Source organism: Archangium sp. (assembly GCF_045802675.1).
Taxonomy (GTDB): domain Bacteria; phylum Myxococcota; class Myxococcia; order Myxococcales; family Myxococcaceae; genus Archangium.
The window spans coordinates 35,998-58,237 of the sequence record NZ_JBJMQO010000005.1 but is presented as its reverse complement, the minus strand read 5'-3'; the positions used below and the strand labels follow the sequence as shown (position 1 = coordinate 58,237).

Sequence of the window (22,240 nt, the reverse complement as noted above, 5' to 3'; positions counted from 1 at the left end):
CCCGCCTCGTATGTGTCCGGAATGACAAGGGTTTGTCTTATCCGGGCGGCAACGAGCGCCGGACAATAGGGACGCGTCAGGTGACTGTCAAATGGTTGTCGGTACCAGGACCGGGCGTGGAGCCCTGGGAGGCCGAGCAAACCCGCGGCCTCCGAGGTCTTCCCCGCCTCAGCTCGCGGCGCGCTGGGGCAGCGCGGAGGGCACGGCCAGGGGCACCTCGGGGGCCAGGGGCGCCTCGGCCACGTCCACCTCGTCGCGGGTGGCGAGCGACAGGATCCGCTCCACCAGCGCGGGGAAATCGAGACCCTTTTGGGCCGCGATCTTCGGCAGGAGGCTGACGGGCGTCATCCCCGGCAGGGTGTTCACCTCGAGGATGACGTCGTTCTCGTCCTCCGAGCAGATGAGGTCCACCCGGCCATAACCGCGGCAGCCCAGGGCGCGATAGGCGGCGAGCGCGAGCGACTCCACGTTGGACAGGCGCGTGGGGGACAGGCGCGCGGGGAGGAAGTAGCGCGAGCCGCCCTTGTACTTGGCGTCGTAGTCGAAGCCCTCGCGCGGGGTGGCGATCTCACAGGTGCCGAGCACCTCGTCACCCACGATGCCCACCGTCACTTCGCGGCCACGGGCCATGCGCTCCACGAGGGCCTCGCCGCCGAAGCGGCAGGCCAGGGCCACGGCGGAGACGAGCGCCTCGGGCTCGCGCACCAGGGAGAGGCCCACGGAGGAGCCGCCGCACGCGGGCTTCACCACGCAGGGGAAGCCGAGGTCGCCGTGGAGTTCCAGGGCGCGGGAGACGTCCGTGCGGCCCACGCGGTAGCCCTGGGGCGTGGGGAGGTTGTGGAGGCGGAAGAGCTTCTTGGCCATGGGCTTGTTCATGGCGAGCGCGGAGGCGAGCACGCCCGAGCCCGTATAGGGCAGGCCCATGAGCTCGAGCAGGCCCTGCACCTTGCCGTCCTCGCCCATGCGGCCGTGGAGGGCGACGAAGGCCACGTCGAGCTCGGCCGAGCGCAGGGCGCGGTCCAGACCAGGGCCGGCGAAGACGCGGCTCACCGAATGGCCACGCGCCTCGAGGGCCGCCACGACGGCCTCACCGGTCTTCAAGGAAATCTCCCGCTCCTCGCCCCAACCACCCATCAGAACACCGACGCGCTTGCCCATGACTTTGGATTCCTCCTTGTCAGGGGACTACAGCACGCGGGATGCCAGCCGAGAGCAGGCGGGTTCGAGGTGGAAACATGCTCGCCCGGCTGCTGCAAAGCCCCGTCTTTCCGGCACATCGGGACACCGGGAGCGAGTTCCCACACGGAGCGAGCGTGTCCCGAGGACCACGGCGCGGCAATGGAGCCACAACCCCCGTTCACCCGAACCAGCGGCCCGAGGTGGGAGCGAAAATCCGTAACCTCTCCCGCAGGCTCTCGGGGACACGGGCCTGAATCACGGAGTGCACCTCATCGGGGTGGTAGGCCTGACTGAAGTGCATGAGCACGAGGGCCTCGTTCTGGAAGCGCTCGGCCCGGGCGAGAATTTCATCGAGGTGGATGTGCAAGCGCTCCTGGGCATCCTGCACGGTGCGCTTGGGATCGATGAACGTGCACTCGAGAATCAGCACCCGGCTCTCGAGCAGCGAGGGAGCGGTCTCCAGCACGCGCGAGAGCGTGTCGGTGGCATAGGAGAGCTCGAGCCGGTCCACCTCGTCGAAGAGGGGCTCACCGGCCCTGCGCCGCCGGCCGATCTCCTCGGGGGGGAGCGACTGGAACTCGGGCTTGAGCTTCGAGACGCGGCGGAAGAACTGGTAGCAGAGCGAGGGCACCGAGTGATGCGTGCGGAAGGCGCGCACCCACAGCCCGTGCCCGAGGTGCTGCGTGTCGCCCGGATTCATGGGGACGGTCTCGATGTCCGTGGACATGCGGTGCAGGCGGCCCTGGACGGCGAGCGACTCGCGCACGGGGGCTTCGATCTCCGCGGGCAGGAACACCTGGGGAGGCCCCTTGCCGATGAGCGTCCGGATGCCGAGCAGCGAGCCGAGCGCGCTCGCGTGGTCGGAGTGGCCGTGGCTCAAGAAGATGCGATCCGTGCCGGCGAAGGAGCGGATGGGCACACCGGCATCGAGCACGACGCCGAGCTCCGGCACCTGGAGCGACGTGTACACGCCGCCGACCGAAATACCTCGAATCGTATAGGGCCCCGCGCTGACCTCGGTGAGCATTCCCGGGAGGCTAGCGGATGGGGACGGGCTGTCACGCTCCGCTTGCCACAACTGACAGCTTGTCGTGCTCGCGGCGAGCGGCACGGGACGAAGGACCCCCCTCTTCCCTCTGGAGAGGCCCCTGGTGCGCGCGTTGGTCCCGGCCTTGCTCTGTGCACCGGCATCCACGCTCGCTTCCGGGAGACCTCCGATGTCCACCCTCCTCCGTCCCACGTTCCGTGCACTCACCCTCGTCACCGCCGCATGCACCTGCCTGGTGATGGCCCATGCGGTGAGCTCGGTGCTGGACGCCTGGCTCCAGCCCCCGCCCTCGCTCCAGGAAGAAGCACCCCGGACGAAGCGGCCCCAGGAGGAGCTGGCGACGCCCCTGGCCCTGGCGCCGCTCGCCCGCTACCTCGGGCTGCCGGACAAATTGCGCGAGAAGGTCATCCCCGCTTCCACGTCCGGAGACGAGCCCACGCCGAACACGCTGGGCCTCAGGCTGTTGGGCACGATGATGGGCACCCACCCCTCGGCCACCTTCGCCTCCGTGTACGAGGGCGCCACGCACCGCACGCGCTCGATCTGGATGGGCGGTGACCTCCAGGGAGCACAAGTCATCGCCATCGAGCGCACCCGGGTGCTGCTCTTGAACTCGGGGCGGGTGGAGTACATCGGCCCGACGGCGACGGACGCGGCGCCCCAGGGCATGGACCCGAAAGCCACCCTGCCTCCAGTGGCTTCAGGCGCGAAGCCCGCTATCGACGTCCGCCAGCTCGGGCCACAGAGCTACGAGGTCTCGCGCAACGACCTGGACAAGGCGCTCGCCAACCCCAACGAGCTCATGATGCAGGCGCGCGTCGTCCCCTCCTTCCGCGACGGCAAGCCCCAGGGGTTCAAGATGTTCTCCATCCGGCCCGACTCGCTCTACAGCCGGATCGGCCTCCAGAACGGGGACGTCCTGCAGCGCATCAACGGGCTCTCGCTCGACAGCGTGGAGCGCGGACTCGAGGCCTACCAGAAGATGCGCGAGTCCCCGCGCCTGGAGCTGGAGGTGGAGCGCAACGGTCAGCCGATGCGACTGACGTACTCGGTGCGCTGAGGCGCGGGAGTGGGCTCGGGCGTGATGAACGGAGTCACCATCAACCCGCGGAAGGATTGGTACCGGGGCGCATCGAACTCCGCGAGACCGAGCTCGATATCCATCTCCTCGGGGGGCATGCGGTACGTGCCGAACAGCCGATCCCACTACGCGAACAGGGCGGCGTAATGGGTGTCGGTCTGCTCGACATGGCGCGAGTGGTGGACATGGTGCATGCCCGGGCTCGTGAACACCCACGACAGCCACCGGTCTACCCGGGCGGGCAGACGGAGGTTCGCGTGCTGGAGCAACTCCGAGGTCAGGTTGAGCACGGCGTAGAGGAGGAGCGCCAGCACGGGGACTCCGAACGCCACGACCGTCACGAGCTGGCCGAGCAGCACCAGGAGGCTCTCGAGGGGATGAAACCGGAAGAGCGTGGTCACATCCAGCTCCGGATCGCTGTGGTGGACGCGGTACAGGCGCCACAGGAGCGGCACCTTGTGCGAGAGCACGTGCCGGCCATAGGACCCGAGGTCGAGCACGAGCAACCCGAGCACGACGTGGACCGGGCCCGGCAGGGACACCCGGTTGAGCAGACCGAAGTGATGCTCCGCGGCGCTCACGGCCAGGGTGTTCGTGAGGACGATGATGAAGCCGAAGACCCCGAGGCCCAGGAGGAAGAGCCCTCCGTGGCGCAATCCGCGGACGAGGCGCCCGCGCCGCTCCCGGACGAGAGGCCGGTAGGTCTCGAGCACGAGCAGCAAGACGAGAACGGCGATCATCCACGGGAACTGGTAACGACCGAGGAATGCTTCGAGCTCGAAATGCATGGTGCCCCCCAGAGCCGCCGACGAGCCAGGCCGGACGTCCATCGGACCTCGACCGACGCATCACCCGGCTCCGCCTGACGTACCCGGTGCGCTGAACCCCTGCCCCTCCCGGGCGCATTTTTCGCGGACTGGTACGACCATCGGACCAGTTGCGGGAAAACGCGCCCGGAGGTCCCCCTCCGTCAGGAGCGCTTCGCCGAGGCCCCGAGCTGCACCTGCTTCTTCTTCGCCAGCGCGTGCCCCGGAGGCACCGCGACGACGAACGGATCCTCGGCGATGACGGCGTGCTCCAGGTCGCCCAGCTCGGGGACGAGCGCCAGCAGGGCCGCGTCCAACCGTCCCTCCTCGAGGGCACGCACGAGCAGCTCCGTCTTGTCCTCGCGCAGGCGGATCCGCAGCCGGGGGTACTGCTTCACCAGGGAGGGGACAACCTCGGGCAGCACGTAGGGCGCGATGGTCGCAATGACACCGGGCCCCCATGTTCGCGGCCATGTTCGACCGGCTGGAGGTGCTCGAGCTGCTGCTCTCGCGCGGCGCGGCGCTCGAGCAAACGGATGCAGACAAGCGTTCGGCGCTCGACTACGCCCGGGCCATGGGGGCACGCCGCACGGTGGCGCGGCTCATGGAGTTGCAAAGGACGGGTGCGTAGCGGCGAGCCTGACGAAACCCTCGCACCGGCCGCCGAGCGCGTTGCACGGCGGCCGGACAGTCTTCGGAACCCGGCTTGACAAAAAAAACGCCCACGCGCACCTTGCAGCGCGTGAGCTTCTCGTTCGCCACGACCACGACGACCACCACCGCCACCAACACCGGCGGGAGCGGACTCGTGCGTGTCGTGAGCTGACGGACGCACGGTTCCCTGCCCCGCCTTCACCGGCCGGGGCGTCCGTGCAAGCGCTCAGTGCTCCGACCGGTTGGCCTCTTGTCCCGACTCGGAGACTGCAATGCTCGACGAACACGATCACCGTTCCCTTGGCCAGCGACTGGACCTCTTCCACCTGCAGGAGGAGGCGCCCGGCATGGTCTTCTGGCACTCGCGCGGCTACCTGCTCTACCGGCTCATCGAGAGCCGTGTCCGGTTGCAGATGCAACGCGAGGGCTACAGCGAAGTGAGGACGCCGCAAATCCTCGCCCAGCCCATCTGGGAGCGCAGCGGCCACTGGGAGAACTTCCGCGAGAACATGTTCCAGCTCGCCGACGAGGGCGGGCGGCACCTCGCGGTGAAGCCGGTGAACTGCCCGGGCCACATCCAGCTCGTGCAGCGCATGGCGCCCAGCTACCGCGACCTGCCCCTGCGGCTGGGTGAGTTCGGGCTCGTGCACCGCAACGAGCCGGGCGGAGCGCTCCACGGCCTGTTCCGCCTGCGCCAGTTCACGCAAGACGATGGCCACGTCTTCTGTGCCGAGGAGCAGATGCGCGAGGAGGTCTTCCGCTTCTGCCGCTCGCTCCACGCCTTCTATGCCGACTTCGGCTTCGAGCACGTGGAGGTGGCCTTCTCCAGCCGCCCCGCCCAGCGCGCCGGCAGTGACGAGGTGTGGGATCTGGCCGAATCGCTGCTGCTCGAGGCCGCGAAACAGGCGGGCCTCCACTGCCTCATGCAACCGGGCCAGGGCGCCTTCTACGGGCCCAAGCTGGAGTTCGTGCTGAAGGACCGGCTCGGCCGGGCCTGGCAGTGCGGGACGATCCAGCTCGATCTCGTGCTGCCCGAGCGCTTCGACCTGAGCTACGTGGACGCCTCGGGACAGAAGCGCCGGCCGATGATGCTCCACCGCGCGATGCTCGGAAGCCTGGAGCGCTTCATCGGCATCCTGCTGGAGCACCACGGGGGCGCGCTGCCCGCGTGGCTGGCGCCGGAGCAGGTGGTGGTGGCCCCGGTGGGCGAGTCGGCCGCCGGGTACGCCGGGCGCTTCGCCGCGAAGCTGCGCGAGCTGGGCTGCCGCGTGAGCGTGGATGCGCGGGCCGAGTCGCTCTCGCGGAAGATCGTCGACTCACACCAGGCCGGTGTGCCGTGGCTCGTGGTGGTGGGCAATCGCGAGGTGGAGAAGAACGCCGTGCGGCTGCGGCGGCGGGACGGAGAGCAGCGCGACCTGTCCTGGGAGGAGGCGGTGGCGGCGCTCGTCGCCGAGTGCCGGCCCTCGGCCGCCGCGTGAGGGAGGGGGCGGTGGCCCCACGAGGTCACCGCCCCCGGAAGTGTCGGTCACGAACGCGTGTCCCGTCGTCGGCTCGACGGCAGGCGGCCAGGAACCTGGAGCCATGACGCCCGGCTGTGCTTGGCTGCGCCGCCTATGCCTGAGCGCGTGAACAAGATTGCCATCATCGGAGCCGGCGCGGTGGGGGCCACCATCGCCTATGCCGCCATGATTCGTGGCGTGGCCCGGCAGCTCGCCCTCTACGACGTCAACCGGGCCAAGGTGGACGCCGAGGTGCTCGACCTCAACCACGGACTGCAGTTCGTCCCCATGGCCACGCTGGAGGGCTCGGACGACCTCAACGTCTGCGCGGGCGCGGACGTGGTGGTCATCACCGCGGGGGCCAAGCAGAAACCGGGGCAGACGCGGATGGAGCTGGCGGGCGAGAACGTGGAGCTGTGCCGCTCGCTGGTGCCGCAGCTGCTGAAGGTGGCGCCGGATGCGCTGCTGCTGGTGGTGACCAACCCGGTGGACGTGCTGACGTACGTGGTGCAGAAGCTGAGCGGGCAGCCGGCGCGGCGCGTGTTCGGCAGCGGCACGGTGCTGGACTCCTCGCGCTTCCGCTTCCTGCTGGCGCGCCACCTCAACGTGGCGGTGCAGAACGTGCACGCCTTCATCGCGGGCGAGCACGGGGACTCGGAGCTTCCGCTGTGGAGCTCGGCGTCGGTGGGCGGCGTGCCCCTCCTGCAGTGGGCGGTGCCCGGACGCGCGCGGGTGACGGACGAGGACCGCACCCGCATCTTCGACAACGTGCGCAACGCCGCCTACCACATCATCAAGGGCAAGGGCGCCACCAACTACGCCATCGGCCTGGCCACGGTGCAGATTCTCGAGTCGGTGCTGCACGACGAGCAGCGGGTGCTGCCCGTGAGCTCGCGCATGGACGGCTACCTCGGCATCACCGACGTGTGTCTGAGCGTGCCGAGCATCGTCAACCGCAAGGGCGTGGAGGCGGTGCTGGAGCTGCCCTTGAGCGACTCGGAGCGAGAGGGCCTGCGGCGCAGCGCCGACACCATCCGTCAGGCCATCCGCACGCTGGGCTTTTGAGCCTCCCAGCGCGCGAACGGGAGCGGCTCAGCGCGACTTGACGAACTTCAGCGCGAAGCGGTCGCTGGTGCCACGGCGCTCACCCGCGGCCTTCGGGCTGGAGTTCCAGTCCCGGGTGTCCTCCGGGTTGCGCCACACGTCGCTCTCGGCCCCGAGCTGGAAGCCAGCGGCGAGCACCTCGGAGCGCACGGTCTGCTCGTCGATGCGGTGCAGCGTCTGCGCGTCGTTCACACCGGTTCCGGGCTTCGCGCTCGAGTCGAGGACGACGTAGACACCGCCCGGCTTGAGCGCGCGGAAGATGGCCGCGTTCATCTTCGCGCGGTCGGTCCCCAGCCACACGCTGTCGTGGTAGATGATGTTGCTCACCACGGCGTCGAGCTGGGTGGCCTCGGGCGGCAGCGGATCATCGAGCTCACGGTCCACGCGCACCACGTTCTTGTTGACGGGGCGGGCGAGCCGCTCGCTCCAAGGCTTCTCGGCGAAGCGCTCGAGCACGACGTGGGGGTTCTCGCCATAGACGACGCCCGTGGGGCCCACGGCGCGGGCGAGCAGCTCGGTGGTGTAGCCGCCACCGGCCATGAGCTCGGCGACCTTCATGCCGGGCTGGACACCCACGAACTCGAGCAGGGCCGCGGGGTGGCGCCCCGCGTCGAGCGCCCGGTCGGACTCGGGCCGGTCCGGCGCGGCGACGATGGCCTGCGAGGCCGCCGAGGAGCTCGCGGCGGGGGTGGAGGACGAGGGCTGCGCCGTGTGGGCACAGCCCGCCAGTGACAGGAACGCGACGGAGAGGAGAGTACGCATAGGGGCCGCGAGCATAAGATGGAAGCCGCCTGCTCCAGGAGCATTCATCGTGAACTCTCGACGTTCCGCGCTCGCGCGGCTCTCTCCCCTGCTGTTCCTCACCGTGTTCGCCTGCCGTAATGAAATCCACGCCGCGGCGAGCGCGCCCGTGTCCGGCTTCGAGGTCGTCCAGAGCTGGCCCCATGACCCCAACGCCTTCACGCAGGGGCTCGTGTACCGCGACGGCAAGCTGTACGAGGGCACGGGCCTCAACGGGCAGTCGAGCCTTCGCGAGGTGGAGCTCGAGACGGGCGCGGTGCTGCGCAGGCACGACCTCGCGCGGGAGTACTTCGGCGAGGGGATAGACTTCTTCAAGGGCCGGCTCTACCAGCTCACCTGGCGCTCGCATGTGGGCTTCATCTACGACGCCGCGACGTTCCAGCAGGTGGGCCAGTTCAACTACGCCACCGAGGGCTGGGGACTCACCGACGATGGCACGTCGCTCATCCTGAGCGATGGGACGAGCACGCTGCGCTTCCTGGATCCCCAGACGCTCACGGTGCAGCGCTCCATCACGGTGACCGATGACGGACGCCAGGTCTCCGAGCTCAACGAGCTGGAGTACATCAAGGGCGAGGTCTACGCGAACGTGTGGAGGACCGGCAGCATCGCGCGGATCGACCCGGCCACGGGGCGAGTGACAGGGTGGATCGATCTCACGGGGCTGCTCAAGGACGAGGACCGCACCGGCAACGAGGACGTGCTGAACGGCATTGCCTACGACTCGGCGCGAGACCGGCTCATCGTCACCGGGAAGCACTGGCCGAAGATGTTCCAGATTCGCACCGTGTCCCGGTAGCCGCCGCACCTGTTGCGTAGGGCAGAGAACACGCGCTCCTCCGGTAGAACGGATTGTGGGCGCGGAAGGCCGCTACCACCCTTCGTGCTTATCGAAGGAGGGCGACCTTGAAGCCTTTCCCCGTGAAAATCTTTTGCGTCATCGCCGCGCTCGCGCCCTGCGTCGGCGCCCTCACGGGATGTGACGAGGACGAGAACGAAGGCACTTCCGACACGGGCGAGCGAGCGCGCGCCGCGACCGAGGCCACGAAGCAGCTCTCCCAATACGCTCCCGGGGAACTGCCGGGCAACGTGCCGGAAGCACTCGTGCAGGTGACGCTCGGTGGTGCGCAGTACGATCTGCGAGAGCTGCTCGGCCGCCCGTCGGGTTCGCGGCCCTCCGCGCACATCGTGGCCGCTTACAAGACGGTGGATACGCCCGCGGAGCCACCTCCCCTGGGTACCAGCACCATGTCCGCCATGCCGGATTACACGCGCTCGGCGCCAGCGGCCCAGGTCTACGAGTGCCGCCAGAGCGGGAGCGGCTTCGCCTGGACGTTCCTCCAGCCCGAGGCGGGCCTCCAGCCCCTCACCACCCAGCCCGTCCAGAACCTGGAGACGTTGATCCTCGACCACTTCCGCTACCCGGGTGGCATTGATTACGGCCCGCCCACCGGCACGCCACCCGTGGGCCCGTCGTGGCGCGTCTCCGCTCCGGCGCTCGACCAGGGAACGCCCACGTCCGGTCAGACGCTCTTCGTCGGCGCCGTCGAAGCCTCGGTCCCCAATGGGCCGGACAACGTCCCACAGCTGCGGGTCGCCAACGTCGCGCGCATCGACCAGGGGCTCCCCTCCGAGGTGTTTTCGAGGACCACGTCCGACGGGACCCAGACGGGCTACGCGCTCCGGCTCAATACGACGGGAGGGATTGCCCCGGCAACGGGTTGCGGCGGCGCCGCGGACGTGGGCAAGCGGCAACGAGTGCCGTACTCGGCGGACTACTACTTCATCGACGTCCTCACGCCTCCGTAGCTCCTTCGAGCAGAGGGGAAGCGGGCTCAGCGCGTCTCGTTGCTCGCCTTCACGGGCGCCGGCGCCTTCGCTCCCGCGTTCGCCACGCTGTTGAGGTAGCTCAGCGCCATCTTCAACTGGTAGTCCGTCAGCTTCGCCGCCACGTCCCAGTCGCGCACGCTCTCGGGCAGGCCCTTCGGCTTCGCCACCACGTCGGACTCGCTCGCCACCGACGGCTCCGCCTTGAAGTGCCGCTCCAGGTCCTTCTCGCGCGGCTGCGGGTCCTTCATCCCCTTGGTGCCCGCGGTCTCCGGCACCTGGTAGTCCGGCGTAATTCCCTTCTCCTGGATGCTCCGCCCCTTCGGCGTGTAGTAGCGCGCGATGGTCAGCTTCAGCCCCGAGCCATCCTCCAGCTCGATGACCGTCTGCACGCTCCCCTTCCCGAACGTCTGCGTGCCCAGGATGGTCGCTCGACCGTAGTCCTGCAGCGCTCCCGCGACGATCTCCGACGCCGACGCGCTCCCCGCGTTCACCAGCACCACCAGCGGGTAGTCCGGCTCCGTGTCCCGGTCCCTGCTCCGATCCTCGGTCGCCTTGATGCCGTTGCGCCCGCGCGTGCTCACGATGGGCAGGTTCCCCGGCAGCCACAGGTCACTCACCGCCACCGCCTGGTCCACCAGCCCTCCCGGGTTGTTGCGCAGGTCCAGCACCGCCCCGCGCAGCGGCTTGCCTCCGTTCTGCTCCCGCAGCCGGTCCAGCTCCTTGCGCAGGTACAGCGCCGTGCGGTCCTGGAAGTTCTTCACCTTCAGGTGGGCGATGCCTCCGTACAGCGCGCCCTCCACCGAGATGATGCGGATGTGGTCCCGGATGATGGCCAGCTCGCGCGGCGCGTTGAAGCCCTCGCGCATGAGGGTCAGCAGCACCCGCTTGCCCGCCGGGCCCCGCATCCGCTGCAGCACATCTCCCACGCCCATGCCCTGCGTGCTCTCGCCGTCGATGGCGACCAGCTCGTCTCCCGCCCGGATGCCCGCGCGCGCCGCTGGCGTGTCGTCGATCGGCGCCACCACCACGATGCTGTCGCCCTTGCGCGCCACCTCGATGCCCAGCCCTCCGAACTCGCCGGAGGTGTCGATCTTCATCTCCTTGAAGACCTCGGGCGGCATGAAGACGGTGTGGGGATCCAACGTCTCCAGCATTCCCTTGATGGCGCCCTGCATCAGCTTCTTGTCGTCCACCGGCTCCACGTAGTTGTTCTCCACGTACGAGAGCACGCGGGCGAACACCTCGAGCTGCTCGTACGTGGGCGTGTTGGTGGAGGCGGGCTCACGTCCATCGGCCCGCGCCGGGGGAGCCAGGAGCAACAGGCCCGCGGCGAGCGCCGCGCGCCAGGAGTGCAGGGAGCGCATGGGGCCAACTCTAGCACCCGGCCCGCGCCCCGGCCCTCCTACAGCCCGGCACTGTCCGCGAACCGCACCAGCTCCGACACCAGCTCGTTCGGCCGCTCCACGTGCGGGATGTGGCCGAACTGCTCCACCACCCTCACCCGCGCATGCGCCGGCAGGTACGTGCGGAAGAAGTCCAGGCTTTGGTGGGGCAGCAATTTCTCACTCCCACCCCACACGAAGAGCACCGGCATGGCGAGCTTCTGGAGCTCCTCGGCCTTGAGGTACTCGGCCGTGGCCAGCGCGTCCGCGCTCAGCGCGCGCACCGCCGGCGTGGAGTAGACGCCGCGCAGCGTGTCGGCGAACAGCATCATGAGCCAGGGTGGCCGGTGGAACAGGCGCCGGGTGAGGGCTCGCGACTGCTCGGCGGTGCGCACGTCCATGGCCTCGAGCACCTCGCGGATGAGCTCGTGCCCCACGTCCGCTCCCGCGGGCGCCACCAGCCCGAGCGCGCGCACCAGCTCGGGGTGCTCGGTCGCCAGCTGCGCCGACAGCGCCCCGCCCAGCGAGTTGCCCACCACGAAGGACGGGCCGCCCACCACCTCGCGGCAGTAGCGCACCAGCAGCTCGTACTGGCCGCGCACGCACGTGGGCCCGAGGCAATAGTCCGGCGAGAAGCCGTGCCCGGGCATATCCACCGCCAGCACGCGCTCGAAGCGTTTGGCCAGGCCGAAGAAGATGCGCGCGAAGCCGTTGGCCGTGCCGCCGAGCCCGTGCACCAGCAGCACGGTGGGCCCCTGGCCGCTGCCCTTCAGCTCGTAGTGGTGGAGCGGCTGACCGCCCACGTCCACCATGCCCGACCGCACCCCGCGCGCCACCAACATGCGCCGGGTGACTTCCTGGAGTCCTGAGATGAGATCCACGGCGGGGACATTAACCAGCCCCATGCCGCACCGCATCATTCCCGTGGGGGCTCTATCAACGAGCGGACGACAGCCAGGGGGCCGGGTCCACGGCCTGACCGGCGCGGCGGATTTCGAAATACAGGTAGGCGCCCTTGAGCGAGCCCGTGTCTCCCACCTCGCCCACCACGTCACCGGCCGCCACCTGGGCGCCCACCTGCTGGGCCACGGAGGCCAGGTGGGCCACCAGCGAGTGGTAGCCGCCCCCGTGGTCGAGGATGAGCAGGTTGCCGTAGCCGCGCATCCACCCCGCGTAGGCCACGGTGCCCTCGGCCACCGCCTTCACCGGCGAGCCCGCGGCCGCGCGGATGTCCACGCCCTTCTGCACGGTGACGGTGTTGAAGCGCGGATTCACCACCCGGCCGAAGCCCACCTCGATGGCGCCCGGCGCGGGGAACGGCAGCTTGCCCTTGAGCGCTCCGAAGCCCGAGGTGGCCGGCCCCTCGTTCATCTCCTGGATGACGCGCGTCAGGTCCACGTCCGCCTGCTCCAGCTCGCGCACCATGCGCCGCGCCAGCTCCGCCTCGCCCTTGATGGCGCCGACAATCTCCTCGAGCGCCTCCTGCTGTGCCTTCGCCAGCGAGGCCTGCTCACGCAGGAAGCCCAGCCGCACGTCCAGCGAGCCCTGTAACCGCCGCAGCTCGGCCGCCGCCTGGCGCCGCAGCCGCGCCACCCGCTGCACCGTGCGCAACAGTCTCAGGTCCTCCTCCAGCGTCGCCCGCAGCGCGCGCGAGCGCCACACCATGGCGGAGAAGTCCTTCGCGCTCAGCAGCACCTCCAGCGGCCGGCGCCGCATCAGCCGGTACATGCCCCACAGCCGCGGGGACAGCCGCCGCATCTGGTCGCGCAGCATCTCCTGCGTCACCGCGTCCTCCTGCTCGGCCACGGCCAGGCGCTTGCGGAACACGGCCAGATCCTTCTCCAGCGCCTTCACCCGCTGCGAGCTGGTGGCCGCCCGCTGCTCCACCATCTCCAGCACCTCGAGCGCGGACACCTTGCGCGACTCGATGAGCGCGAGCGCCGCCCGCTGCGTGGCGAGCTTCTCGCGGATGGCCTCCCGCTCGGCCGCCTCGTCCTGCGGCGCGGCCGGCGGGGACGCGGCGTCCTCGGCCTGCGCGGACGGCTGCGCCGGGGCCTCGTCCTGGGACAGGGCCACGCCACCCCACAGCAGCAGCCAGAGGAGGACGAGCCGGCTCATACCCGCAGGAAGCGCCCCACCGCGATGAAGCTGCCGCCGAGTCCCAGCCCGCAGCCCGCCACCAGCAGCTCCAGCGCGAGGCCCGGCTCCAGCAGCGGTGCCATGCCGCCGGACCCCACGAGGAAGGAGAAGAGCGAGGCCATGCCGGGCCCGAGCACCCGCTCGAAGGTCACCAGTCCCGCCAGCGCCACCCCGGCCCCGAGCAGTCCCTGGAGGAAACCCTCGATGAGGAAGGGCGCCTTGACGAAGCGATCCGTCGCGCCCACCAGCTTCTGGATTTCAATCTCCTCGCGCCGCGCGTAGATGGCGAGCTGCAGCGTCGCGGACACGATGACGACGGTGGCCAGCAGCACCACGGCGAAGGCCACCCAGCCGCCGTAGCGCAGCGCCTTGGAGATGGCCGAGAGCCGCTCCACCGCCTCCTCGCCGTAGTCCACGCCGGTGACGCCGGGCAGGGCGCGCAGCTGCTGCGCCAGGGCCCTGAGCGCGCCGGGGGTGCGCCGCTCCTGGGGAACCTCCAGCTCCAGCGAGGGCGGCAGCGGGTTCTCCGGCAGGTGGGCCAGTGCCTCGCCCAGGTCGCCCAGCTCCTTCTCCAGGCGCGAGAGCGCGGCTTGCGGAGGCACCAGCGTGGCCCGGCCTCCGCTCATGGCCACCATGCGCTCCTGGAGCACCACGGCGGCCTCCTCGTCGAGCCCGGGGGAGAGGTACACCGTCACCTGCACCTCGCCGCCCATGGAGCCGATGAGCGCGTCCACCATGCGCCCCATGGCCTGCGCGAGCCCCGCGGAGAAGAGGGCGATGGCGATGGTGGTCACCGCGATGAAGTGCACGAAGGGCGCATGCCGCAGGCCCGAGGCCGCCGAGCGCCAGAAGTACGCCGCCTTCGCCAGCGCGCTCATCCCGCCGCCATCCGCCGGGCGGCCTTCACACCGTCCTCGTCCGACACAACCATTCCGCGCTCCAGCCGCAGCGTGCGCTTCTGGTAGCGGGTGATGAGGCTGGTGTCGTGGGTGGCCACCAGCACCGTGGTGCCGCGCGCGTTCACGTCCATCAGCAGATCCATGATCTCCAGCGTGAGCGCCGGGTCCAGGTTGCCCGTGGGCTCGTCGGCCAGGAGGATGGTCGGGTCGTTCACGAGCGCCCGGGCGATGACCACGCGCTGCTGCTCACCACCGGAGAGCTTCAGCGGCAGCGAGCCCGACTTGTGCTGCAGGCCCACCAGCTTGAGCATGCGCTGCACGCGCTCGCGCGCCTGGGCCCGGGGCACGCCCAGCACGTCCAGGGCGAAGGCCACGTTCTCCTCCACCGTGCGGTGCGGCAGCAGCTTGAAGTCCTGGAACACCACCCCGATGTTGCGCCGCAGGTAGGGCACGGCCGACTCACGGATGCGCGCGATGTTGCGCCCGCCCACCAGCACCTGTCCCTTGGTGGCTTTCTCCCCGCAGAAGATGAGCTTCATGAGCGTCGTCTTCCCCGCGCCCGAGGGCCCGGTGAGGAAGACGAACTCGCCCTTCTCCACGTGGAGGTTGATGTCCGAGAGGACGGGGGGGTCGCCCGGATACGCCTTGTAGACGTGAAACATCTGAATCATCGGCGGGGCGATCATCGCCTCCGAAGCACCGGAGGGCAAACGCACGGCCGCCGATGAGCGGCTACTGGTTGTCCTCGCCCGCCAGGTAGCTGAGGATGACCTCGTCCAGGCTCTTCTCGGAGATGAGGTCCTCGCCGAAGAGCGTCTCCACACCCACCTCGTTGATCTTCGGCGCGATCTGCAGGGCGCGCGCGGCGGCGATCTCCGGAGGCACGAAGACGGCGGGCGGAGCGACGGGCGCGACCGGCTTGGGTGCCGGCTGCGGCCGCGCGTGGGCGCCGTCCTCGGCCGGGCCCAGCTGGCCCGGCTGGTAGTGGCGTACCCCCGTCTCGTAGCCGTCGTAGACCCCGTTGATGAGGTTGCGCAGCATCTCCTTGTGCTGCTCCTCCATCAACTCGCGCACCACCTCCGCCAGGTTCTCGGCGTTGAGGATGTCCGCGTACGACGTCTTCTTGGACGCGAGGATGTTACCGCCCACGAACAGATGGGTGATGATGTGGGGGTTGTTGACGCCCGAGTCCTCGGTCTGGACGTGGTAGACCTTCCCCTTGTACTTGATGTTGTGGTTGAAGCCAGTGACGGCTTTTTCGAAGGTTTTCGCCATGCCCGAGGCGGCGGAACGTACCAGTCGCACCCGGGGGTGACAAGGAACGCGACGGCGCCTTTCGGTCGAATGCCTGCTGGCCTCCCGGCTGGAAGGCCGGGCACCTGCACCGTTCACCCGATGACTTCGTCCAGAATCCCACTGCGGGTTAGACTGGCCGCGCAACCGGGGGGAAGCCTCCACCGGGGCCATCCACCTCGACGGGACCGACGATGAAGAACGAGCTCAAGAACCAACTGCGCCAGCAGGACGCCACGGCCCTGGCCCAGGGCTACTCGCCCGCCATCCGGGCCATGGAGATCGCCAGCATCGTCTCCTTCGTGGGTCTGGAGTCCGCGCTCGTCTGGCGGCTGTGGGGTGGGCCCTACACCGGTACCTGGCTGGTCCTCAGCGCCCTGCTGCTGGGCTACCTGGCCGCCGACTTCGTCTCCGGCCTCGTCCACTGGATGGGCGACACCTGGGGCTCCACCGACATGCCCGTGCTCGGCAAGGCCTTCATCCGCCCCTTCCGCGAGCACCACGTCGACGAGAAGGCCATCACCCGCCACGACTTCGTGGAGACCAACGGCAACAACTGCCTCGTCTCCATCCCCGTGGCCGTCCTCGCCGTCGCCCTGCCCCACTCCAGCCCGGGCTGGGTGTTCATCTCCGCCTTCCTCGGCGCGATGATCTTCTGGGTCATGGCGACCAACCAGTTCCACAAGTGGTCGCATCTGGACGAGCCGCCCGCGCTCATCGGCTTCCTGCAGCGCATCCACCTCGTCCTGCCCCCCGCCCACCATCAGATCCACCACACGGCGCCCTACAACAAGTACTACTGCATCACCGTGGGCTGGATGAACAAGCCGCTGATGCTGATCGGCTTCTTCCCCACCCTGGAGCGCCTCATCACCTGGGCCACCGGGGCCATTCCGCGCAAGGACGACATCGGCACCGAGGCCGCCATCGAGCTCTTCGAGGCCACCTCCACCGCCGAGGCCCCCGTCGTCCAGGCCGCCAAGGAGCTGCTCGAGACGGCTCCCGAGGAGACCCGGCCGGTGTCTTCGGCGCGGCCCTCCTGACACACCCGGCCCCGCACTTACGGACGTCCGTAAGTGTGGAGCCCCCCCTCATCACCGTCCATCGAGCGGGAGAGGGGGGCGGGACTCAGAAGGACAGGTCCACCTGCTCCGCGGAGTGGATGGGACGGCCGAGGAAGCGCGCGCCCACCTCGATGAAGCGCTCCGGCACGTCCGTCACGAAGTAGTGGTGCGTGGGCTGTCCTCCCGCCGACGCCAGCAACTGCTGCTCCTCCAGCAGCGCGCCCACCACCTCCGCCGTCGCCTCGGCCGAGTCCACCAGCGACACCTGCGGCCCCACCACCTCAGCGATGACGTCCTTGAGCAGCGGGTAGTGGGTGCAGCCCAGCACCAGCGTGTCCACCCCGCTCCGAGCGAAGTCCGACAGGTACTCGCGCGCCACCAGCCGCGGGACGTCTCCCGACATCCAGCCCTCCTCCGCCAGCGGGACGAAGAGCGGACAGGCCCGCGCCTTCACCTTCACGCCCTCGGAGCCCGCCGCCGCCTCCAGCTCGCGCTGGTACGCCCCCGAGCGGATGGTGCCCGGCGTCCCGATGACGCCCACCCCGCCACCCCGCGTCCGCCTCAGCGCCGCCCTCGCGCCCGGGGCAATCACCCCCACCACCGGCACCGGCAGCGCCGCCGATAGCGCCGGCAACGCCACCGCCGACGCCGTGTTGCACGCCACCACCAGCAGCTTGATGCCGCGCTCCAGCAGGAACTCCGCGTTCTTCAGCGAATAGCGCGTCACCACCTCGCCCGACTTGGTGCCGTAGGGCACCCGCGCCGTGTCGCCCAGGTAGAGCGTGCTCTCGTGCGGGAGGTGGGACATCAGCGCCTTGAGGACCGTCAGTCCTCCGACGCCCGAATCGAAAACCCCGATGGGACTGTGGCTGCCTTGCCGCATGCCCTGGTTCCCTATCACGTTTGATGCCAACCCCCTCCGCCCGCCCGCAAAGCAAGGAGGGCCGAGGCGGGTGCCCCGGCCCTCCGGAAGGCAGGCGAGCTGCCAGTGGCTACTGCTTGGTGAGGACGATGGTGGTGGAGGGGTCGGCCTTCGTCTTCTGCACGAAGGCGCTCACCGTCACCGTCGTCGGGCTGGCCTCGTTGGTGTAGGCGACGCTCGAGCCAACCATGCCGCGGATGTACACCTCGTAGCTGCCCGGCTTGAGGAACTGGTAGAGGATGGGCGCACCCGTGCAGGACTGGGGGTCACCGGCCGTGCCGTAGACGAGCGCCCCGGTGGCCTTGTCGCGCAGGTTGATGGTCATCCCCGTGAGGCCCGTCTCGGCGCAGCTGCGGTACTGGTAGCCGTCCCACAGGTCCCAGCGCACCGAGATGCCACCCACCTCGTAGAAGCGGAAGTTCTGGGACGTGGGCGCGCCCGAGGTCGTCGTGAACGTGCCCTGGCTGTTGTAGAGCGGCATCCCGTTGCGGCCCGCGCTGTCATACCCGTAGGCGACCAGCTGCAGGGTGTGCGTGCCCGCGCTGAGGTACGGCGACGGCACGCCGCCGTTGGTCATGCCCTCCTCGCAGCTCAGGGTGACCCAGTCACCGCCGTCGATGCTGGCCTTGATGGACGTCACGCCGGCCTGCGAGCAGGACGGGTTGGAGCTGGAGGTGTTGGGCGGGAAGTACCAGGAGATGAGCGTGTAGGACTGGCCGTTGGGCGTGAGGTCCACGTTCACGCGCACGTTCCCGTTCACCGTGAAGCCACCGCTGCCCATGTAGAGGACCTCGCCGGAGTAGCTGAGGGCCTTGAGGGTGTAGGTGTAGTTACCGGCCGCGAAGTCGTGCAGCACGATGCCGTCCACGCCCGCGGTGTTACAGGCGTACACGCCGCCGTTGTAGAGCGTCTCGCCGGGGATGGAGATCTGGATGCTCTTGACCTCCGGGGCGTCCGCGCAGCGGCCGTTGGTGATCGTCCACAGGACGGTGACGTCGCCCGGCTGGCCGGTCGGGGGAGGAGTGGTGCAGCAGGGGCCATCATTACCGTCGTTGTCGACGATGATGCAGCCGGTGGAGAGGGAGGCGAGGCAGAGGAATGTTGCGAGGAGTCTGGCGTTCATGGGGCGTCCTCGATTCTAGATGAAGGAGAGGGGGAGCGGGCAGTCAGCCCGACACACTTCCCCTCGGACGCCCGCTCCGGGAATTTATTCAATGCCCGCCAGCAGCGACCAACCAACCCCCCGCCGGGTCGGGTTTGTTTGACCCCCCCGGACCCAGGTGCTACGGCCAGACCCCCATGTTGATGCCCCGACTTCCCCTGGCGCTCGGCGCCATGAACTACCTGCAGATCCTCCGGGACGCCTCCTTCCTGGAGCTGGGCGTGCTGGGCCTGCTGATGGTCGTCTCCGTGGCGTCCTGGGCGCTCATCGCACTCAAGCACACCCAGCTGTCACGCGCCCGGACCCAGTCCCTCGCCTTCCTCGACTCCTTCTGGAAGGCCTCCCGGCTGGAGACCATCTACCAGGATGCCCAGAAGCTGGAGGGCTCGCCGCTGTCCAAGGTGTTCTGCGCCGGCTACGAGGAGCTCTCCAAGCTCGCCCAGACGAACAAGGAGGGCGCGGAAGGAGCCATGAGCGAGCGGCTCGGCGGCATCGAGAACGTGGAGCGGGCGCTCAACCGGGCCAGCACCGCGCAGCTCACGGACCTGGAGTCGCGGGTGAGCTTCCTGGGCACGGTGGGCGCGGCCTCGCCGTTCGTGGGCCTGTTCGGCACCGTCATCGGCATCCTCAACGCGTTCAACTCCATCGCCGAGCAGGGCAACGCCACGCTGGCCACGGTGGCCGCGCCGGTGGGCAACGCGCTGTTCGCCACGGCGGCGGGCTTGTTCGCGGCCATTCCGGCGGTGGTGGCGTACAACTCGTTCGTCAGCCGCATCAAGGTGTTCGACACGGAGATGGCCAACTTCTCCGCGGACTTCCTCAACATCGTCAAGCGGCACTTCTTCCGCTAGGAGGCACACGCCATGGGCATGGGCTCCAATCGCGGCGGAGGCGGCCGCGTCACCATGAGCGAGATCAACGTCACGCCCATGGTGGACGTGATGCTGGTGCTGCTCATCATCTTCATGGTGACCGCGCCCCTCATCCAGCAGGGCGTGAAGGTGAACCTCCCGGAGGCCAAGGCCGCCCCGGTGGAGGCCTCCGAGAAGAAGCTGGTGCTGTCCATCGACGCGCAGCGGCACGTGTACATCGGCGAGGCGGAAATCCCGGTGGACGAGCTGGAGAAGAAGCTGGCCAGCAACGCCAAGGCGCAGGCGGACAAGGAAGTGTACCTGCACGCGGACCGGGACGTGCCCTACGGCGTGGTGGTGGACGTGATGGCCGCCGCCCAGCGCGCCGGCATCACCAACGTGGGGATGATCACGGACCCCACGGGCACCGGCCGGGCGTCCAAGGGCAAGAAGGAGGCTCGGCGCTAGCCCATGGCCTACAACCAAAGCCTGCTCGCCCCCAGGCCCTCGCGCGTGGGGCGATTCCTCGGAGTGTCCCTGGCAGGCCACGCCCTGGTGCTGCTCGCGGTGGGGCTGTACACCACCTTCGTCCAGGGCCCCCGGGTGAAGCTGGACCCAAAGCCCATCCGCGCCACGCTGGTGCGCCTGGGCAAGCCCCGTGACGAGAAGCTGCTGCCCCGCAAGGAGGAGCCGCCTCCGCCTCCGCCCAAGAAGGTGGAGGCCGCGCCCGCTCCCACGCCGCCCACCCCCGAGCCGGCCAAGGTGGCCGTGGCCATCCCCGGGGTGAAGCCCGAGCCCGCCCCCAAGCCCACGCCCCAGAAGGGCGAGACCAAGGGCGAGGACCGGCGCAACAAGCTCTTCGGCGCCTTCGACAAGTTCTCCAAGTCCACCAGGCCGCCCGAGGAGCTGGACGGCGCCGAGGATGGAGATCCCAACGGCGACTCGGCCACCGCCGAGGGCGAGCGCTACTTCGGCCTGCTCTCCTCCCAGGTGCGCCGCCACTACAACGTCGCGGACACCATCCCCGAGAACGAGCGCCTGTACCTCAAGGCCCAGGTGGCCATGCGCCTCAACCGCACCGGCGAGGTCATCGACGCCAAACTGGCCAGGGCCAGCGGCAATACCCTCTTCGACTCGGCCGTGCTGGCCGCGGTGAAGAAGGCCTCGCCCTTCTCTCCTCCCCCCGACCATCTACGGGACACGCTGCAGAAGAGCGGCATCGTCCTGGAGTTCAGCCCGTGAACGCCAAAGCCCTCATCCTCTCGCTCGTGCTGCTGCCGCTGGCGGCGCTCGCGCAGGCCCCCGTCATCCAGATTTCCGGCGCCAACTTCCGGCCCCTGCCGCTGGCCGTCCCCGCTCCGCTCGTACAGGGCGAGGCGGCCAAGGCCACTACCCAGGAGGTGGACGACGCGCTCATGTACGACCTGCGCGCCTCCGGCCTCTTCCAGGTGCTCGAGCGCAGCAGCTTCCTCGCGGACGCCAAGGAGGGCATGGCCGCGGGCAGCATCAACTTCTCGCGCTGGGCGGACGTGGGCGCCGAGTCGCTGGTGAAGTACACGCTGGCCCAGGAGAACGGCGAGCTGAAGGCCGAGGCGCGCCTCTTCAACGTGGGCTCCGGCCGCGAGGACTTCAAGACGAGCCAGAGCGCCCCCGCCGCGGAGCCTCGCACGCTGGCCCACAAGATCGCCGACGCCATCTACCGCTTCTACACCCGCGAGCCGAGCCCCTTCCTCTCGCACATCACCTACGTGCGCAAGTCCGGCACCCACAAGGACGTGTGGGTGGCGGACTGGGACGGCCGCAACGCGAAGCAGCTCACCCGCGGCGGCATCAACCTGCTGCCGACGCTCGGGCCGGACGGCTCGGTGGGCTACACCTCGTACCAGGGGGGCAAGCCGGACCTGTACGTGCACAAGCCGGGCGGCGACACCGTGCACCTGAAAACCTCCGAGGGCCAGATGGCCACCGGCATCGCCTTCTCTCCGGATGGCAAGCGCATCGCGTACGCGCTGGCCGACGGGGAGAGCGCTCAAATCTGGGTGGCCGGGCCGGATGGCGACAACGCGAAGCAGCTCACCGACACGCGCTTCGGCATCAACACCAGCCCGGCCTGGTCGCCGGATGGCAAGCGCATCGCCTTCGTGTCCAACCGGGGCGGCTCGCCGCAGGTGTACGTGATGAACACGGATGGCTCGGGCGTGCGCCGGCTCACCTTCCAGGGCAACTACAACCAGACGCCCGACTGGTCTCCGCGCGGCGATCTCATCGCCTTCACCGCTCGCGACGAGCGCAACGCGTTCGACCTCTTCACCGTCAACGTGGACAACGGCAAGGTGACGCGCCTCACGCAGGATCAGGCCAACAACGAGGAGCCCACCTTCTCGCCCAACGGCCGCCTCATCCTCTTCAGCTCCACGCGCAACGGCCCCCCGCAGCTCTTCGTGATGACGGCCGATGGCAACAACCAGGTGGCGCTGCCCGCGCAAGACAAGGCCGCGCTCACCACGCCCGACTGGGGCCGCTGAG

25 protein-coding genes are annotated in these 22,240 nt (G+C 69.3%); 11 read left to right on the top strand and 14 right to left on the bottom strand.

The annotated features are described in order from the left end of the window. Positions 1-168: 168 nt before the first annotated feature. Positions 169-1,158: a D-alanine--D-alanine ligase gene (locus tag ACJ8AN_RS00925; RefSeq protein ID WP_407753266.1), complete on the bottom strand. Its 990-nt coding sequence runs from the start codon at positions 1,156-1,158 to the stop codon at positions 169-171. A gap of 199 nt (positions 1,159-1,357) precedes the next feature. Then, complete coding sequence (locus ACJ8AN_RS00920) at positions 1,358-2,206, bottom strand: MBL fold metallo-hydrolase (protein WP_407753265.1); 849 nt, start codon at positions 2,204-2,206, stop codon at positions 1,358-1,360. 190 nt (positions 2,207-2,396) lie between these two features. Here ACJ8AN_RS00920 and gspC point away from each other — a divergent pair, with 190 nt between their 5' ends. Then, positions 2,397-3,287 (top strand): type II secretion system protein GspC, encoded by an 891-nt coding sequence (gene gspC / locus ACJ8AN_RS00915; RefSeq protein ID WP_407753264.1) that lies wholly within the window; start codon positions 2,397-2,399, stop codon positions 3,285-3,287. Here the strand turns inward: gspC and ACJ8AN_RS00910 are convergent. The 3 genes from ACJ8AN_RS00910 to ACJ8AN_RS00900 all read right to left on the bottom strand — a co-directional run bounded on the left by ACJ8AN_RS00910 (position 3,254) and on the right by ACJ8AN_RS00900 (position 4,560). Continuing rightward, positions 3,254-3,406, bottom strand: coding sequence for a hypothetical protein (locus tag ACJ8AN_RS00910; protein WP_407753263.1), 153 nt, complete (start codon positions 3,404-3,406; stop codon positions 3,254-3,256). The two genes, gspC and ACJ8AN_RS00910, sit on opposite strands and share 34 nt — an antisense overlap. A gap of 27 nt (positions 3,407-3,433) precedes the next feature. After that, on the bottom strand, positions 3,434-4,096 hold the full coding sequence (locus ACJ8AN_RS00905; protein ID WP_407753262.1) for a sterol desaturase family protein: 663 nt from the start codon (positions 4,094-4,096) through the stop codon (positions 3,434-3,436). A 182-nt stretch (positions 4,097-4,278) separates the two neighbouring features. Then, positions 4,279-4,560 carry a LysR substrate-binding domain-containing protein gene (locus ACJ8AN_RS00900; protein ID WP_407753379.1) on the bottom strand — a complete coding sequence of 94 codons (282 nt, stop codon included), beginning with the start codon at positions 4,558-4,560 and terminating at the stop codon, positions 4,279-4,281. A gap of 14 nt (positions 4,561-4,574) precedes the next feature. On the opposite strand from ACJ8AN_RS00900, the gene ACJ8AN_RS00895 reads away from it, so the two are divergent. From ACJ8AN_RS00895 to ACJ8AN_RS00885, 3 genes are all read left to right on the top strand, one after another. Then, positions 4,575-4,745: a hypothetical protein gene (locus ACJ8AN_RS00895; RefSeq protein ID WP_407753383.1), complete on the top strand. Its 171-nt coding sequence runs from the start codon at positions 4,575-4,577 to the stop codon at positions 4,743-4,745. Positions 4,746-5,040: 295 nt separating this feature from the next. Further along, complete coding sequence (gene thrS / locus ACJ8AN_RS00890; RefSeq protein ID WP_407753261.1) at positions 5,041-6,246, top strand: threonine--tRNA ligase; 1,206 nt, start codon at positions 5,041-5,043, stop codon at positions 6,244-6,246. A gap of 135 nt (positions 6,247-6,381) precedes the next feature. Next, the gene (locus ACJ8AN_RS00885; protein WP_407753260.1) at positions 6,382-7,332 is read left to right on the top strand and encodes an L-lactate dehydrogenase; all 951 of its coding nucleotides are present in this window, start codon (positions 6,382-6,384) and stop codon (positions 7,330-7,332) included. Between the two features lie 27 nt (positions 7,333-7,359). Here ACJ8AN_RS00885 and ACJ8AN_RS00880 read toward each other — a convergent pair whose 3' ends face one another. Continuing rightward, a complete protein-coding gene (locus tag ACJ8AN_RS00880) occupies positions 7,360-8,133 on the bottom strand; it encodes a class I SAM-dependent methyltransferase (protein ID WP_407753259.1) in 774 nt (257 codons plus the stop codon). A 49-nt stretch (positions 8,134-8,182) separates the two neighbouring features. Between ACJ8AN_RS00880 and ACJ8AN_RS00875 the strand changes: the two genes are divergently transcribed. Together ACJ8AN_RS00875 and ACJ8AN_RS00870 are read left to right on the top strand one after the other, a co-directional pair. Next, positions 8,183-8,971 carry a glutaminyl-peptide cyclotransferase gene (locus ACJ8AN_RS00875; RefSeq protein WP_407753258.1) on the top strand — a complete coding sequence of 263 codons (789 nt, stop codon included), beginning with the start codon at positions 8,183-8,185 and terminating at the stop codon, positions 8,969-8,971. A gap of 107 nt (positions 8,972-9,078) precedes the next feature. After that, positions 9,079-9,981 (top strand): DUF3455 domain-containing protein, encoded by a 903-nt coding sequence (locus tag ACJ8AN_RS00870; protein WP_407753257.1) that lies wholly within the window; start codon positions 9,079-9,081, stop codon positions 9,979-9,981. Positions 9,982-10,007: 26 nt separating this feature from the next. On the opposite strand, the gene ACJ8AN_RS00865 is transcribed toward ACJ8AN_RS00870, so the two are convergent. The 6 genes from ACJ8AN_RS00865 to ACJ8AN_RS00840 all read right to left on the bottom strand — a co-directional run bounded on the left by ACJ8AN_RS00865 (position 10,008) and on the right by ACJ8AN_RS00840 (position 15,697). Continuing rightward, positions 10,008-11,366 carry a S41 family peptidase gene (locus ACJ8AN_RS00865; protein WP_407753256.1) on the bottom strand — a complete coding sequence of 453 codons (1,359 nt, stop codon included), beginning with the start codon at positions 11,364-11,366 and terminating at the stop codon, positions 10,008-10,010. Between the two features lie 38 nt (positions 11,367-11,404). Further along, the gene (locus ACJ8AN_RS00860) at positions 11,405-12,289 is read right to left on the bottom strand and encodes an alpha/beta fold hydrolase (protein ID WP_407753255.1); all 885 of its coding nucleotides are present in this window, start codon (positions 12,287-12,289) and stop codon (positions 11,405-11,407) included. A gap of 31 nt (positions 12,290-12,320) precedes the next feature. Beyond that, on the bottom strand, positions 12,321-13,502 hold the full coding sequence (locus ACJ8AN_RS00855; protein ID WP_407753254.1) for a murein hydrolase activator EnvC family protein: 1,182 nt from the start codon (positions 13,500-13,502) through the stop codon (positions 12,321-12,323). Then, positions 13,499-14,401: a cell division protein FtsX gene (locus ACJ8AN_RS00850; RefSeq protein WP_407753253.1), complete on the bottom strand. Its 903-nt coding sequence runs from the start codon at positions 14,399-14,401 to the stop codon at positions 13,499-13,501. The genes ACJ8AN_RS00855 and ACJ8AN_RS00850 overlap by 4 nt, the downstream gene beginning before the upstream one ends. Next, the gene (gene ftsE / locus ACJ8AN_RS00845) at positions 14,398-15,093 is read right to left on the bottom strand and encodes a cell division ATP-binding protein FtsE (protein WP_407753252.1); all 696 of its coding nucleotides are present in this window, start codon (positions 15,091-15,093) and stop codon (positions 14,398-14,400) included. Before ftsE ends, ACJ8AN_RS00850 begins: the two co-directional genes overlap by 4 nt. A 61-nt stretch (positions 15,094-15,154) precedes the next feature. Next, a complete protein-coding gene (locus tag ACJ8AN_RS00840) occupies positions 15,155-15,697 on the bottom strand; it encodes a hypothetical protein (RefSeq protein ID WP_407753251.1) in 543 nt (180 codons plus the stop codon). 212 nt (positions 15,698-15,909) lie between these two features. Between ACJ8AN_RS00840 and carF the strand changes: the two genes are divergently transcribed. Next, positions 15,910-16,758, top strand: a complete 849-nt coding sequence (gene carF, locus ACJ8AN_RS00835) for a plasmanylethanolamine desaturase (RefSeq protein WP_407753250.1) — start codon at positions 15,910-15,912, stop codon at positions 16,756-16,758. Between the two features lie 85 nt (positions 16,759-16,843). Here the strand turns inward: carF and murI are convergent, their stop codons facing one another. Together murI and ACJ8AN_RS00825 are read right to left on the bottom strand one after the other, a co-directional pair. Further along, positions 16,844-17,662 carry a glutamate racemase gene (gene murI, locus ACJ8AN_RS00830; RefSeq protein ID WP_407753249.1) on the bottom strand — a complete coding sequence of 273 codons (819 nt, stop codon included), beginning with the start codon at positions 17,660-17,662 and terminating at the stop codon, positions 16,844-16,846. Between the two features lie 109 nt (positions 17,663-17,771). Continuing rightward, positions 17,772-18,824 carry a hypothetical protein gene (locus ACJ8AN_RS00825; protein WP_407753248.1) on the bottom strand — a complete coding sequence of 351 codons (1,053 nt, stop codon included), beginning with the start codon at positions 18,822-18,824 and terminating at the stop codon, positions 17,772-17,774. Positions 18,825-19,003: 179 nt separating this feature from the next. Between ACJ8AN_RS00825 and ACJ8AN_RS00820 the strand changes: the two genes are divergently transcribed. The 4 genes from ACJ8AN_RS00820 to ACJ8AN_RS00805 are packed head-to-tail and all read left to right on the top strand — an operon-like array spanning position 19,004 to position 22,239. Then, positions 19,004-19,714 carry a MotA/TolQ/ExbB proton channel family protein gene (locus tag ACJ8AN_RS00820; RefSeq protein WP_407753378.1) on the top strand — a complete coding sequence of 237 codons (711 nt, stop codon included), beginning with the start codon at positions 19,004-19,006 and terminating at the stop codon, positions 19,712-19,714. A gap of 12 nt (positions 19,715-19,726) precedes the next feature. Then, entirely contained in the window at positions 19,727-20,182 is a 456-nt protein-coding gene (tolR, locus tag ACJ8AN_RS00815) for a protein TolR (protein ID WP_407753247.1), read from the top strand. A 3-nt stretch (positions 20,183-20,185) separates the two neighbouring features. Continuing rightward, entirely contained in the window at positions 20,186-20,956 is a 771-nt protein-coding gene (locus ACJ8AN_RS00810) for an energy transducer TonB (RefSeq protein WP_407753246.1), read from the top strand. Next, on the top strand, positions 20,953-22,239 hold the full coding sequence (locus tag ACJ8AN_RS00805) for a DPP IV N-terminal domain-containing protein (protein WP_407753245.1): 1,287 nt from the start codon (positions 20,953-20,955) through the stop codon (positions 22,237-22,239). The genes ACJ8AN_RS00810 and ACJ8AN_RS00805 overlap by 4 nt, the downstream gene beginning before the upstream one ends. Position 22,240: the final 1 nt, after the last annotated feature.

Excerpts from the sequence above, each read along its gene's own strand:
- ACJ8AN_RS00905 (WP_407753262.1), bottom strand. The coding sequence starts at position 4,096 with ATGCATTTCGAGCTCGAAGCATTCCTCGGTCGTTACCAGTTCCCGTGG.
- ACJ8AN_RS00850 (WP_407753253.1), bottom strand. The coding sequence starts at position 14,401 with ATGAGCGCGCTGGCGAAGGCGGCGTACTTCTGGCGCTCGGCGGCCTCG.
- ACJ8AN_RS00860 (WP_407753255.1), bottom strand. The coding sequence starts at position 12,289 with ATGGGGCTGGTTAATGTCCCCGCCGTGGATCTCATCTCAGGACTCCAG.
- ACJ8AN_RS00855 (WP_407753254.1), bottom strand. The coding sequence starts at position 13,502 with ATGAGCCGGCTCGTCCTCCTCTGGCTGCTGCTGTGGGGTGGCGTGGCC.
- ACJ8AN_RS00840 (WP_407753251.1), bottom strand. The coding sequence starts at position 15,697 with ATGGCGAAAACCTTCGAAAAAGCCGTCACTGGCTTCAACCACAACATC.
- ACJ8AN_RS00885 (WP_407753260.1), top strand. The coding sequence starts at position 6,382 with ATGCCTGAGCGCGTGAACAAGATTGCCATCATCGGAGCCGGCGCGGTG.
- gspC (WP_407753264.1), top strand. The coding sequence starts at position 2,397 with ATGTCCACCCTCCTCCGTCCCACGTTCCGTGCACTCACCCTCGTCACC.
- ACJ8AN_RS00810 (WP_407753246.1), top strand. The coding sequence starts at position 20,186 with ATGGCCTACAACCAAAGCCTGCTCGCCCCCAGGCCCTCGCGCGTGGGG.
- ACJ8AN_RS00825 (WP_407753248.1), bottom strand. The coding sequence starts at position 18,824 with ATGAACGCCAGACTCCTCGCAACATTCCTCTGCCTCGCCTCCCTCTCC.
- carF (WP_407753250.1), top strand. The coding sequence starts at position 15,910 with ATGAAGAACGAGCTCAAGAACCAACTGCGCCAGCAGGACGCCACGGCC.
- ftsE (WP_407753252.1), bottom strand. The coding sequence starts at position 15,093 with ATGATTCAGATGTTTCACGTCTACAAGGCGTATCCGGGCGACCCCCCC.
- ACJ8AN_RS00925 (WP_407753266.1), bottom strand. The coding sequence starts at position 1,158 with ATGGGCAAGCGCGTCGGTGTTCTGATGGGTGGTTGGGGCGAGGAGCGG.
- ACJ8AN_RS00880 (WP_407753259.1), bottom strand. The coding sequence starts at position 8,133 with ATGCGTACTCTCCTCTCCGTCGCGTTCCTGTCACTGGCGGGCTGTGCC.
- ACJ8AN_RS00920 (WP_407753265.1), bottom strand. The coding sequence starts at position 2,206 with ATGCTCACCGAGGTCAGCGCGGGGCCCTATACGATTCGAGGTATTTCG.
- ACJ8AN_RS00895 (WP_407753383.1), top strand. The coding sequence starts at position 4,575 with ATGTTCGCGGCCATGTTCGACCGGCTGGAGGTGCTCGAGCTGCTGCTC.
- ACJ8AN_RS00910 (WP_407753263.1), bottom strand. The coding sequence starts at position 3,406 with ATGCCCCCCGAGGAGATGGATATCGAGCTCGGTCTCGCGGAGTTCGAT.
- ACJ8AN_RS00865 (WP_407753256.1), bottom strand. The coding sequence starts at position 11,366 with ATGCGCTCCCTGCACTCCTGGCGCGCGGCGCTCGCCGCGGGCCTGTTG.
- tolR (WP_407753247.1), top strand. The coding sequence starts at position 19,727 with ATGGGCATGGGCTCCAATCGCGGCGGAGGCGGCCGCGTCACCATGAGC.
- murI (WP_407753249.1), bottom strand. The coding sequence starts at position 17,662 with ATGCGGCAAGGCAGCCACAGTCCCATCGGGGTTTTCGATTCGGGCGTC.
- thrS (WP_407753261.1), top strand. The coding sequence starts at position 5,041 with ATGCTCGACGAACACGATCACCGTTCCCTTGGCCAGCGACTGGACCTC.